This is a genomic window from Actinomycetota bacterium, assembly GCA_036280995.1.
In the GTDB taxonomy this organism is placed as follows: domain Bacteria; phylum Actinomycetota; class CALGFH01; order CALGFH01; family CALGFH01; genus CALGFH01.
The window spans coordinates 1-12,120 of the sequence record DASUPQ010000608.1; the positions used below are offsets into that span (position 1 = coordinate 1).

General features: G+C 75.8%; 12 protein-coding genes. 7 read left to right on the forward strand and 5 right to left on the reverse strand.

Features of this window, described 5'->3' with window-relative positions; all coding sequences use genetic code 11:
* The first annotated feature begins 147 nt into the window (after window positions 1-147).
* Window positions 148-915 carry an SDR family oxidoreductase gene (locus VF468_20520; protein ID HEX5880675.1) on the forward strand — a complete coding sequence of 256 codons (768 nt, stop codon included), beginning with the start codon at window positions 148-150 and terminating at the stop codon, window positions 913-915.
* 7 nt (window positions 916-922) lie between these two features.
* Here the strand turns inward: VF468_20520 and VF468_20525 are convergent, their stop codons facing one another.
* Window positions 923-1,888: an LLM class F420-dependent oxidoreductase gene (locus VF468_20525; GenBank protein ID HEX5880676.1), complete on the reverse strand. Its 966-nt coding sequence runs from the start codon at window positions 1,886-1,888 to the stop codon at window positions 923-925.
* A 3-nt stretch (window positions 1,889-1,891) separates the two neighbouring features.
* Here VF468_20525 and VF468_20530 point away from each other — a divergent pair, with 3 nt between their 5' ends.
* On the forward strand, window positions 1,892-2,674 hold the full coding sequence (locus VF468_20530) for an SDR family oxidoreductase (GenBank protein HEX5880677.1): 783 nt from the start codon (window positions 1,892-1,894) through the stop codon (window positions 2,672-2,674).
* A gap of 93 nt (window positions 2,675-2,767) precedes the next feature.
* Here VF468_20530 and VF468_20535 read toward each other — a convergent pair whose 3' ends face one another.
* Window positions 2,768-3,031: a hypothetical protein gene (locus tag VF468_20535; GenBank protein HEX5880678.1), complete on the reverse strand. Its 264-nt coding sequence runs from the start codon at window positions 3,029-3,031 to the stop codon at window positions 2,768-2,770.
* A 63-nt stretch (window positions 3,032-3,094) separates the two neighbouring features.
* Window positions 3,095-3,769, reverse strand: coding sequence for an HAD family hydrolase (locus tag VF468_20540; GenBank protein ID HEX5880679.1), 675 nt, complete (start codon window positions 3,767-3,769; stop codon window positions 3,095-3,097).
* 59 nt (window positions 3,770-3,828) lie between these two features.
* On the opposite strand from VF468_20540, the gene VF468_20545 reads away from it, so the two are divergent.
* The gene (locus tag VF468_20545; protein HEX5880680.1) at window positions 3,829-4,740 is read left to right on the forward strand and encodes an LLM class flavin-dependent oxidoreductase; all 912 of its coding nucleotides are present in this window, start codon (window positions 3,829-3,831) and stop codon (window positions 4,738-4,740) included.
* On the opposite strand, the gene VF468_20550 is transcribed toward VF468_20545, so the two are convergent.
* Entirely contained in the window at window positions 4,737-5,513 is a 777-nt protein-coding gene (locus VF468_20550; protein HEX5880681.1) for an arginine deiminase family protein, read from the reverse strand. The genes VF468_20545 and VF468_20550 overlap by 4 nt on opposite strands.
* Window positions 5,514-5,562: 49 nt before the next feature.
* Between VF468_20550 and VF468_20555 the strand changes: the two genes are divergently transcribed.
* Window positions 5,563-6,849, forward strand: a complete 1,287-nt coding sequence (locus VF468_20555) for an aspartate aminotransferase family protein (GenBank protein ID HEX5880682.1) — start codon at window positions 5,563-5,565, stop codon at window positions 6,847-6,849.
* 166 nt (window positions 6,850-7,015) lie between these two features.
* On the forward strand, window positions 7,016-9,355 hold the full coding sequence (locus VF468_20560; GenBank protein ID HEX5880683.1) for an ATP-binding domain-containing protein: 2,340 nt from the start codon (window positions 7,016-7,018) through the stop codon (window positions 9,353-9,355).
* A 117-nt stretch (window positions 9,356-9,472) separates the two neighbouring features.
* Here VF468_20560 and VF468_20565 read toward each other — a convergent pair whose 3' ends face one another.
* Window positions 9,473-10,705, reverse strand: a complete 1,233-nt coding sequence (locus VF468_20565; protein HEX5880684.1) for a serine hydrolase domain-containing protein — start codon at window positions 10,703-10,705, stop codon at window positions 9,473-9,475.
* 67 nt (window positions 10,706-10,772) lie between these two features.
* Between VF468_20565 and VF468_20570 the strand changes: the two genes are divergently transcribed.
* Both VF468_20570 and VF468_20575 read left to right on the forward strand, forming a co-directional pair.
* Complete coding sequence (locus VF468_20570; GenBank protein ID HEX5880685.1) at window positions 10,773-11,819, forward strand: alpha/beta fold hydrolase; 1,047 nt, start codon at window positions 10,773-10,775, stop codon at window positions 11,817-11,819.
* Window positions 11,820-11,885: 66 nt separating this feature from the next.
* A partial coding sequence (locus VF468_20575) for a hypothetical protein (protein HEX5880686.1) occupies window positions 11,886-12,120 on the forward strand: 235 nt, incomplete at its 3' end.

The window sequence follows — 12,120 nt, forward strand, 5'->3', positions numbered from 1 at the left end:
ACCGGAACCGTGATCGCGACGACGGCGCATGCGTCGCAGGTGGTGGATGCGCCAGTGCCAGCGTCCGACCTGGAGATGCGCGTCTACCAGTCCGGAAATTCCTACCGAGCAGCAGAGAGATGGTAGGGGGATAGCTGGAGGAGCGGCGTGGGCGACCTGTTCTCGGTGGAGGGCAAGACGGCGGTGGTCACCGGCGGGAGCCGGGGGATCGGGCTGATGATCGCGCGGGGGTTCGTGGAGGGCGGGGCCCGGGTGTACGTGAGCTCGCGCAAGGCGGAGGTGTGCCGGCGGGTCGCCGAGGAGCTGTCGGCGGCCGGGGAGTGCCTGGCCCTGCCGGCCGACCTGTCCTCCGAGGACGCCTGCCGGGGGCTGGCCGCGGCGGTGGGGGAGCGGGAGGCGCGGGTGCACGTGCTGGTCAACAACGCCGGGGCGACCTGGGGGGCGGCGCTGGAGGAGTACCCGGGGGCGGCCTGGGACAAGGTGCTGGACCTGAATCTCAAAACGCCGTTCTTCCTGACCCGGGCGATGCTGCCCCTGCTGGAGGCGGCGGCCGGGCCCGGCGACCCGGCCCGGGTGGTCAACGTCGGGTCGATCGACGGGCTGCGGGTGCCGGCGATGCCGACCTACGCCTACTCGGCCAGCAAGGCCGGGCTGCACCACCTGACCCGGGTGCTGGCCCGGGAGCTGGGGCCGCGGGGGATCACCGTGAACGCGATCGCCCCGGGGCCGTTCGAGTCCAAGATGATGGCCGAGACCCTGCGCCGGTTCGGCGACCAGATCGCGGCGGCGGCGCCGCTGGGCCGCATCGGGCGGCCCGACGACATGGCCGGGGCGGCCCTGTACCTGGCCAGCCGGGCCGGCGCCTACGTCACCGGGGCCGTCCTCCCGGTCGACGGCGGCCTCACCACCCTGTAGCGCCGGGTCAGCCGGCGGCCGGGGCCAGGGCCCGAACCGTGTCGCGGATGTCGCCGCCGACGGGCAGCACGTACAGGATCGGGGTGTGCAGCCCGGCCTCGGCGTACTGCTGGACCCGCTCCCGGCAGGCCGCCGGCGGGCCGTGGACGAGCAGGTCGTCGACCACCTCGTCGGGGATGGCGGCGAGCGCCCCCCGGCGGTCGCCGGCCGCCCACGCCTCCCACATCGGGGCCAGGCGCTCGCCCCGGCCCAGCCACTCGTGGAAGGCCCGGTACACGGGGACGTTGAGGTAGGCGGCCAGGGCCCGGCGGCCCATGGCCCGGGCCTGGTCGAGGTCGCCGGTGGCGGCCACGAAGATGCGGGCCGCCAGCTCCTTGCCCGGGCCGGCCGCGTGCACGTACGGGGCGACGGTGGCGACGTCGCCCGGGGCGAGCCAGTTGAGGACGGCGCCGTCGCTCTCGCGTCCGGCCAGCCCCAGCATCCCCGGGCGCAGGGCGGCGACCAGCAGCTTCGGCGGCGGGTCGGGGACCAGCCCGAGCCGGAAGCCGTCGACGGCGAAGGTCTCGTAGCGCTCGGTCACCTTGGCCCCGGCCAGCGCGGCCCGCAGGAACCGGGCCGTGTCCCGGACCCGCTGCAGCGGCCGGTCGAACTCGAGGCCGTTCCAGCGCTCGACGATCACGTCGGAGGAGGCGCCGATCCCGATGGCGACCCGGCCGGGGGCGGCCGCGGCCAGGCTGGCCGCGCACTGGGCCAGGGTCGCCGGGCCGCGGGTGAACACCGGCGCGATGGCCGTGCCGAGCCGCAGCGCCGGCGCCCACACGCTGGCCAGGACCAGCGGGGTGAACGCGTCGGCGCTGTCCACCTCCGACGACCAGACGTCGGTGTAGCCGAGGTCGGGCAGCTCGGCGACCAGGTCCCGCTGGCCGGCCAGCGGGATGCCGTCGACGGGGACGGTGATGCCGTAGCGTTGCATGCCATGAACCTACAGGGGGCGGTCGCGGTCGTCACCGGCGGGGCCCGGGGGATCGGGCGGGCCCTGGCCGAGCGGTTCGCGGCCGAGGGGGCCCGGGCCGTGGTCGTGGCCGACCTCGACGCCGCCGGGGCGGAACAGGTGGCGGCCGGCCTGGCCTGCCCCTCGCCGCTGGGCGCCGGGCTGGACGTGACCGACCCGGCGGCGGTGGCCGCCCTGGTCGAGCGGGTCGAGGGCGAGGCCGGGCCGGTCGACCTGTGGTGCTCGAACGCCGGGGTCGCCCTGGGCCACGACCTGGGCGCCGACGAGGACTGGGAGCGGTCGTTCGCCGTGCACGTGCTCGCCCACGTGCACGTCGCCCGGGTGCTGGCGCCGCGGATGGCGGCCCGGGGCCGGGGGCACCTGCTCCTGACCGCCTCGGCGGCCGGGCTGCTGGCCAGCATGGACAGCGCCCCCTACTCGGTGACCAAGCACGGCACGGTCGCCCTGGCCGAGTGGCTGGCCATCCGCTGGGGCGACGCCGGGGTCGGGGTGTCGTGCCTCTGCCCCCAGGGGGTGCGCACGGCCATGACCGAGGGGCTGGGCCCCGGCTCGGCGGTGCTGGCCGCCGGGCCGCTGCTGGAGCCGGCCGAGGTGGCCGAGGCGGTCGTCCGCGGCCTGGCCGACGGCCGCTTCCTGATCCTGCCCCATCCCGAGGTGGCCGAGTTCGAGCGCCGCCGGGCCGCCGACCGCGACCGCTGGCTGGCCGGGATGCGCCGCGCCCGGGCCCGGGTCTGGCCGGACGGCTGAACCGCCCAGGACACCCGAACCCGGTGATCCGGCAGGCTCAAGGGAGCGCCCGGCCAGCAGGCGGCCGGGCGCTCCGCGTCAGGTCGGACGGCGCTACACGTCCAGGCTGGCGTCGCTCGGGCTTCCGGAACGCCCCCGCCCCGACTTGTCGGGGCAGTCGCGCCCGTCGTACCCGGGCGTCTGCTGGACCTGCTCGACGGCGGGCGAGCCGCCGCCGGAGTCAGATGCCCTGCCGGAGCTGCTGAACGCACTGGTGGCGAACAGCACCACCGCCAGCCCGGCGAGCACGGTGGCGACGAGGATGGCACGCCACGGCCGCCATCCCGTCCGCGCCGTCGTGACCGGCTCTTCTGGCAAGCGAGCCTCCTTCTCTCGACGGCCCTGACCCGCTCACGGTACGGGCGCCCGGGTAAGGGCCGCCTAAACGGGGTCGCGCACCCCGACCTCGTCGAGGTGGGCCAGCATGTCGGCCGGGTCCTCGTAGACGCGGTAGGCGCCGGCCCGCTCCAGCTCCTCGCGGCCGTAGCCACCCGACAGCAGGCCGACGCCGAGCGCCCTGGCCCGCCGGGCCGCCAGCAGGTCCCAGACCGAGTCGCCGACCACGACCGTGTCGGCGACGTCGACCCCGAGGCGCTCGGCGGCGGCCAGGAACAGGTCGGGGTCGGGCTTGGCGTGGGGGACCTGGTCGCGGGTCACCACCGGGACGCCGGCCGGCACCTCCAGCAGCTCCAGGGTGGGCCGGGCGGCCGCCATCAGCCCGCTGGTCGCCACCGCCCACGGCACCCCGGCGCCGGTCAGGCGGGCCAGCAGCTCGCGCGACCCCGGCAGGAGCCGCGCCTGCCCGGCCCGGCGCCGGTAGGCCTCGGCGTGGGCCTGCTGGAGCCTGGCCACCAGCTCGGCGTCGACCGGCTGGCCGGTCTCGCGCAGCAGCGCCCCCACGAACAGCCCGCCGCTCATCCCCATGCGCCGGTGGATGCGCCACACCGACAGCTCGATCCCCTCGCCCTCCAGCGCCTCCTGCCAGGCGAGGACGTGCTGGTAGACGCTGTCGACCAAGGTGCCGTCGAGGTCGAACACGAAGACGGTCCGCTGCATGCCGGCCATCTTCGCGGTTCGGCCCGGCCGCCGTCCACGGCGGTTGGTAGCCTGGGCCCATGGATGGTCCCCACCTCGGCGTGGTCCTGCCCAACTACGGCGACGCGTTCGACCCCGGGCGCCTGACCGCCGCGGCCGCCGCCACCGAGGCGGCGGGCCTGGACTCGGGCTGGATGACCGACCACGTCCTGCCGCCGTCGGGCCACGCCGGCATCTACGGCACCGTGGCCGAGGCCCTGGTCACCGTCGGCTACCTGGCCGGGTGCACCCGGCGGCTCCGGCTGGGGGTGTCGGCCCTGATCGTGCCCCAGCGCGAGCCCCTGCTGACCCTCAAGCAGCTCGTCACCCTGGACGTCCTGTCGGGCGGGCGGCTGGTCACGGCCGTGGCCGCCGGCTGGATGCCGGAGGAGTTCGAGACCCTGGGCGCATCCTTCTCCGGCCGCGGCCGCCGCCTGGACGAGTGGCTCGACCTGGCCGGCGACCTCGTCCGGCAGGCGCCGGGCCGGGTCCTGGCCGACGGCCCGGTCGAGGTGTCGGACGCCTGGCTGGCCCCGGCGCCGACCCGGCCCGAGGGGCTGGAGCTGTGGGTTGCCGGGGTGTCGCGGCACTCGGTCCGCCGGGCGGCCAAGACCGGGGTGTGGCACCCGGTGGCGCTGCCCCTGCGGGAGCTGCGGTCGATGGCGGCCGAGTTCCGGGCCGAGGTCCCCGAGGGTCGGGTGGTGCTGCGGCTGGCCGTCACCGTCCAGGACCGGCTCGAGGAGGAGGCCACCGACGAGCGGGGCCGGCACATGGTGGCCGGGCCCGCCCGCTGGGTGGCCGAGCAGCTCAACGACTATCTGGAGGGCGGCGCCGACGGGTTCGTGGTCGACCTCGACCACAACGCCCCCGGCCTCGAGGACCGCATCGCCGCCTTCGCCGCCGACGTCCGCCCTCTGCTGCTCGCCCGGCGCCCGGCCCGGTCCTCCGACTAGACCAGCAACGACAGGCAGGTGGCGCCGCCGTCGGCCTTGGCGAACTCGCTCAGGTCGAGCTCGCGGACGTCGAAGCCGAGGGCGGCCACGGCGGCGGCGGTCCGGGGGCAGCCGGCCGGCAGGAGCACGGTGGTCCCGACGGCCAGGGCGTTGGCGGCGGCCGTCTCCTCCGGGGGCACGACCACCTTGTTGGTCACGCCGTGCAGGGCCGGCTGCTCCAGCAGCTCGGCCGTGCCCACGACCGTGTCGTCGGCCAGGGCGGTGACGGCGCTCTGGAGGTGGAGGGTGCCCGGGGGGACGGCGGCGACCTCGACCCGGCCGCCGGCGGCCTCGGCGAACCGGGTGAGCTGGCCGATCCCGGCCTGGCTGGTCCGGGCCGAGCGGCCGGCGACCAGGGCCCGGCCCAGCCGGAGCACGTCGCCGCCGTCCAGGGTGGCCGGGGCGGTCATGCGGTGGAGGTCGTCGACCAGGGCGGCCAGGGTCCCGGCCAGGCGCTCGGGCTCGGCCGCCCGCGACGGGACGCCGGGGCGGGTCAGCAGCGCCTGGCCGCCGAGCACGACCGCGCAGTCGTCGACGAAGCAGGCGTCGGGCAGCTCCTCGTCGGCGGGGAGGGCGACCACCTCGACCAGGTCGGCCAGGGCGGCCCGGTAGGCGGCGTGCTGGGCCCGGGCCCGCTCGGGGTCGATGGCCGCGCCGCTGGAGGAGATGGCCCGGGCGAAGGCGTCGGCGGGCGGGCGGACGATCGCCGCCCGCGGGACGTCGGGACTGGTCATGGGCGATATCCTCCCACCAGCACATCCTCGAGGTCCCAGCGGAGGGGTCATGTCGCACGCCGAGCTGCTCGCCCGCCACCGCAAGGTGCTGCCGTCCTGGCTGGCCCTCTACTACGACGAGCCGATCGAGCTGGTCGACGGCAAGGGCTGCCGCGTGGTCGACGGCGAGGGCACCACCTACCTGGACTTCTTCGCCGGGATCCTGACCACGATGATCGGCTACAACCCGCCCGAGGTGGTGGAGGCGGTCCGGGAGCAGGCGGGCCGGATGGTCCACACCTCGACCCTGTACCTGATCCGCCAGCAGGTCGAGCTGGCCGAGCGGGTGGCCGAGCTGTCGGGCATCCCCGACGCCAAGGTGTTCTTCACCAACTCGGGCAGCGAGGCCAACGAGGCGGCGCTGCTGCTGGCGACCACGTTCCGGCGCAGCAACCAGGTCCTGGCCCTGCGCAACAGCTACCACGGCCGTTCGTACGCGGCCATGGGGGTCACCGGCAACCGGTCCTGGTCGGCGTCCAGCCTCACCCCGGTCAACGTCAGCTACGTCCACGGCGGCTACCGCTACCGCAGCCCGTTCGGGCACCTGCCCGACGACCGCTACATCGCCGCCTGCGTCGACGACCTGCGCGACGTGCTCGACACCTGCACCGCCGGGCCGGTGGCGTGCATGATCGCCGAGCCGGTCCAGGGCGTCGGCGGGTTCGCCGTCCCGCCCGACGGGCTGTTCGGGGCCATGAAGGAGGTCCTGGACGACCAGGGGATCCTGTTCGTCTCCGACGAGGTCCAGACCGGCTGGGGCCGGACCGGCGAGCACTTCTGGGGCTACCAGGCGCACGGGATCGTGCCGGACATGCTCACCTTCGCCAAGGGCATCGGGAACGGCCTGCCCATCGGCGGGGTGGTGGCCCGGGCCGAGCTGATGGACTCGGTCACGGCCAACTCGATCTCCACCTTCGGCGGCAACCCGCTGGTGGCCAGCGGCGCCCTGGCCGTGCTCGACTACCTGGCCGCCCACGACCTCCAGGGCAACGCCCGGGTGGTCGGGGCCCGCCTGGCCGACGGCCTGCGCCGCCTGGCCGAGGGCCACCCGGCCGTGGGCGACGTGCGCGGCAAGGGCCTGATGCGGGCCGTGGAGCTGGTCGAGCCGGGTTCCAGGCGACCCGCCCCGGCCCGGGCGGCCCGCCTCCAGGAGGAGGCCAGGCGCGGCGGCCTGCTGGTCGGCAAGGGCGGCCTGTACGGCAACGTCCTGCGGATCGCCCCGCCCCTGATCGTCACCGAGGCCGAAGCCGACGAGGGCCTGGAGATCCTCGCCCACGCCCTGGCAACGCTGGGGTAGGAGGCGCGGCGGGCAGACGGTGGGGGCTGGTCTTGGCCGCGAATCGTGGCTGACGGCTGGTCCTTGGCCGCGCCCGGTGCTACAGTCAGAATTCTGCGCAAGCAGCCCTAAATAGGCGAAGGAACCGCCGCATCAACGGTAGCGCGAACGGAGGCACCTGTCAAGGATGCAGAATCTCGCCGCTGAGCTGGAGCAGGAACAGGCCTACGTGACGATGCTGTACCGGCGCCTGGACACGCTGCGCGAGCGCGCCCAGGCCGAGCTGGAGCGGGCCCTGGGCTACGACGGCGGCGGCAACGTCGCGGCCCGGGTGGACCGGGACGCGTTCGTGGCCAGGCACAGCGGGCGCCTGGCCCAGCTGGCCGCGGCCGAGCACGGCCTCTGCTTCGGGCGGCTCGACCGGGCCGACGGCAGCCACCTGTCCATCGGCCGTCTTGGCCTGCTCGACGACGACCGCGAACCGCTGCTGGTCGACTGGCGCGCCCCCGCGGCCCAGCCGTTCTACCGGGCCACCTGGGCCGCCCCGAGCGGCGTGGTCCGCCGCCGCCACCTGCGGACCCGCGGCCGGGAGGTCCTGGGGATCGAGGACGACGTGCTCGACCCGGAGTCGCTCAGCGACGACGAGCGCGAGGGGCTGAGCGGCGAGGCGGCCCTGCTGGCCGCCCTCACGGCCAGCCGCACCGGCCGCATGTCCGACATCGTGGCCACCATCCAGGCCGAGCAGGACCGGATCATCCGCTCCGACCTCCCCGGCGTCCTGGTCGTGCAGGGCGGGCCGGGCACCGGCAAGACCGCCGTGGCCCTGCACCGGGCCGCCTACCTGCTCTACACCCACCGCCAGCGCCTGGCCCGGCGGGGCGTGCTGGTGGTCGGGCCCAACCCGACCTTCCTGCGCTACATCGACCAGGTGCTGCCGTCGCTGGGCGAGACCGACGTGCTGTTGTCCACCGTGGGCGGGCTGTTCCCGGGCGTGACCGCGACCGCCCAGGAGCCGGTCGAGGTGGCCGCCGTCAAGGGCGACCCGCGCATGGTCGGCGTGCTGGCCGCGGCCGTCACCGACCGCCAGCGGGTCCCCGACGCCGACGTCGTGGTCGAGGTGGGCGGGCTGCGGCTACGCCTGGACCCGGCGACCTGCGCGCAGGCCCGGCGCACCGCCAGGGCCGCCGGCACCCCGCACAACCAGGCCCGGTCGGTGTTCCGGCGTGAGCTGGTGCAGGCCCTGGCCGACCAGATGGTGGCCGCCCTCACCCGCGACCTGCCCGAGGTCGACCTGCCCGACGACGACCTGCTGGTCGACCTGTTCCCCGACGAGCGGCTGCTCGACCCCGACCTGGACGAGATCCGGGCCGAGCTGGCCGCCAACCCGGCCGTGCGCGCCGCCCTCGACCGGCTGTGGCCGAAGCTGACCGCCCAGCAGCTCGTCGGCGACCTGCTCGCCGCCCGCGAGCGCCTGGCCGCGGCCGGCGCCGGGCTCGAGCCGTCCGAGCGGGCCCTGCTGCTGCGCCGCCCCCGGGCGGACGGCGACCCCGGCTGGACCCCGGCCGACGTGCCCCTGCTGGACGAGGCGGCCGTGCTGCTGGGCGACGACGGCGCCAGGGCGCGCCGGGCCGAGGCCCGCCGCTCCGAGCAGGAACGGGCCGAGCTCGCCTACGCCCGCGAGGTCCTGGCCAACACCTCGATCGGGGACGCCGCCCGCTACGCCCCCGACACCAGCGCCATCGACCCGTCGCTGCTGGCCGGCCGCTGGCAGGCGCGGGGGCCGCAGGCCGGCCTGGCCGAGCGGGCCGGCCAGGACCGCGGCTGGGTGTTCGGCCACGTGATCGTGGACGAGGCCCAGGAGCTGTCGCCGATGGCCTGGCGGATGCTGATGCGGCGCAGCCCCAGCCGCTCGATGACCGTGGTCGGCGACGTCGCCCAGACCGGAGCGCCGTGGGGCCCGGCCTCGTGGGCCGAGGCCCTCGACCCGCACGCCGCCGGCCGCTGGCGGGTCGAGGAGCTGACGGTGAACTACCGCACCCCGGCCGAGATCATGGCCGTGGCCGCCGACGTGCTGGCCGCCATGGACGCCGGCCTGGCCCCGCCCCGCTCGGCCCGCGAGGGCGGCGCCGCCCCCTGGCACCTGCAGGTCGCCCCGGGCGAGCTGGCGGCCAGGCTGCCCGAGGTGGTCGCCGCCGAGGCGGCCGCCGTCGGCGACGGCAAGCTGGCCGTCCTGGTCCCGCCCGGCCGGGCCGAGGAGCTGGCCCGGGCCATCGGGGCCGCCGTGCCCGCGGCCACCGCCCGCCAGGGCCCGTCGGTGCTCGACGCCCCGGTGGCCGTCCTCACCGTCGCCGAGGCCAAGGGCCTGGAGTTCGACGCCGTGGTCGTGGCCGACCCGGCGGCCATCCTCGCCGCCGGCCCCCACGGCGCCAACGACCTCTACGTCGCCCTCACCCGGACCACCGCCCGCCTGGGCGTGGTCCACCCCGGGGACCTGCCGCCGGTCCTGTCCCGCCTCCGGCCCCGCTAGAACACCGCTCGAGCATCCGGGTTTGAGGGGTTCTGTGGCCGCCGGGGGCGGCGCGCAAGCCACGGCGCTGCACAACGGCTCGGCGTGGCATGCGGCGCCGGACACTCGACCGCTGTTCTATTCGACCAGGGCCTGGTAGACGAGCTGGCGCAGCTCGGAGCGGAGCGGGTAGGCGCTGGAGGGCATCAGCTGGGTGAGGAAGATCGCGGTGAGCTGCTCGGCCGGGTCGACCCAGAAGAAGGTGCTGGCGGCGCCGCCCCAGGCGAGCTCGCCGGGGGTGGAGAGGACCTTGTTGGCGACAGGGTCGAGCAGGACGGCGAACCCGAGGCCGTAGCCGACGCCGTCGAAGGTGGTCTCGGCGAACAGCGGCCGCCCGAACGACTCGAGGTCGGCCCCGCCGGGGAGGTGGTTGCGGGCCATGTAGGCGAGGGTGCGGGGGCCGAGCAGGCGGGCCCCGTCGAGCTCGCCGCCGCGGAGCAGGGCCTGGGTGAAGCGGTGGTAGTCGGCGGCGGTCGAGACCAGCCCGCCCCCGCCGGCCAGGCAGGCCGGGCGGCGCAGGGCCCGGCCGCCGAGGTCGTCGTTGCGGACCGGCGGCCCGCCGGCCGGGGCGGCGGTGTAGAGGGCGGCCAGCTTGCCGGCGGCATCCCCCTCGACCCAGAAGCCGGTGGCCTCCATCCCCAGCGGCTCGAAGATCCGCTCGCGGAAGACCTGGTCGAGGGGCTGGCCGGTGACGACCTCGACGACCCGTCCGAGGACGTCGGAGGCGACCGAGTAGTTCCACTCGCTGCCCGGCTCGAACAGCAGCGGCAGCCCGGCCCAGAGGTCGCAGCACTCGGCCAGGTCGCGCCCCTCGGGGGCGACCCACTCGAACCCGGCCGCCCGGTACATGGCGTCGACCGGGTGGGCGTAGTGGAAGCCGTAGGTCAGGCCGGCGGTGTGGGTGAGCAGGTGCCACAGCCGCATCGGCCGGGTGGCCGGGACGGTGCGGGGGGCGCTGGCGGGGCCGTCCTGGTAGACGCTCAGCTCGGCGAAGGAGGGGATGAACCGCGCCACCGGGTCCTTGAGCGCGAACGCCCCCTCCTCGTACAGCTGCATGGCCGCGACCGCGGTCACCGGCTTGGTCATCGAGTAGAGCCGGAAGCGGGTGTCGGCCTCGACCGGCAGGCCGGCCTCCAGGTCGCGCCGGCCGCAGGTGGCCAGGTGGACGACCTGGCCGCGCCGGCTGACCAGGACCAGCCAGCCGGGCAGGCGGCCGTCGTCCACGTAGCGGGCGAAGTGCCGGTCGATCCGGCGCAGCCGGGCCGCGTCGAACCCGGCCCCGCCCGCCTCGACCTCGACCCCGAGCCCCACCGGCCCTCCCTTCCGGCCGCGCCAGCCATTACCTTACGTGGCACCAGACGACCCGAGGAGGCCGGCCATGGACAGGGTGATGGTGGAGACCAGCCGCATCCGGACCCACTGCTTCGTCAGCGGGCCCGACGACGGGGTGCCGGTGCTGCTGGTCCACGGCAACATCACCACCGGCCGGTTCTGGCAGGACGTGGCCGACGGGTTCCCCGGCGGCTACCGGCTGGTCGCGCCTGATCTCAGATCGTTCGGGCGGACCGAGCGCAAGCCGGTCGACGCCACCAGGGGCCTGCGCGACTGGAGCGACGACCTGCACGCCCTGGTCGAGGCGCTCGGCTGGGCCGGGAACCGTCGGCTGCACGTCGCCGGCTGGTCCAACGGCGGCGGGGTCGTGCAGCAGTACGCCATCGACCACCCCGACCAGCTGGCCAGCGTCACCCTGGTCGCACCGCTGTCCCCGTACGGGTTCGGGGGCAGCAAGGACGTCGACGGGACCCCGTGCTGGGACGACTGGGCGGGGACGGGCGGGGGCACGGCCGCCCCCGACTTCGTCCGGCGCATGGCCGCCGGCGACACCTCCGAGGACGACCCGGTGTCCAGCCCCCGGGTGGTGATGCGGACGTTCTTCTGGTCGCCCGCCTACAAGGCGCCCGACGAGGACGAACTCATGGACGAGGTGCTGCTGACCGCCGTCGGCGACACCGCCTACCCGGGCGACGTGACCACCTCGCCCAACTGGCCGGGGGTGGCCCCCGGGCGCTCGGGGGTCAACAACGCCTTCTCCGGCAAGTGGTGCGACACCAGCGCCTTCGCCGACCTGCCGGTCAAGCCGCCCGTGCTCTGGCTCCGCGGCGACCAGGACCAGGTGATCTCCGACGCGTCGATGTTCGACTTCGGCACCCTGGGCCGGCTTGAGGCGGTGCCCGGCTGGCCGGGCATGGAGGTGTACCCGCCCCAGCCCCAGATCGCCCAGACCCGGGCCATGCTGGACCGCTACCAGGCCGGCGGCGGCTCGGTCCGCGAGCTGGTCTTCTCCGGCTGCGGCCACGGCCCCCCGATCGAGCGCTCGGCCGAGGTCCGCGAGCAGCTCCTGGTCCACGTCCGGGACGCCGGCTGAGGCCGCCGACCTCCCCGGAGTTCCGCTCCCGCGCTGGTACGCTCGGCCGGCCATGAAGGTGCTCGCGTGGTGCTCGGGCTGGCCGGGCTGCTCCTGGCCACCACCGGCTACGACGTGGTCGGCGCCGTGGTCGCCGTCGACGACTTCTGGAGCCGCGCCCCCGGGACCGGGCAGCGGGTCTGGTGGGTGTGGATCTTCGGCGACCTGATCGCGTTCGCGGTCATCCTCGGCTTCCCCCTGACCGCGGCCCTGGTGGCGCGGCTGGCCGCGGCGTTCCGGGAGCGGGCCTGGGGGTCGTTCG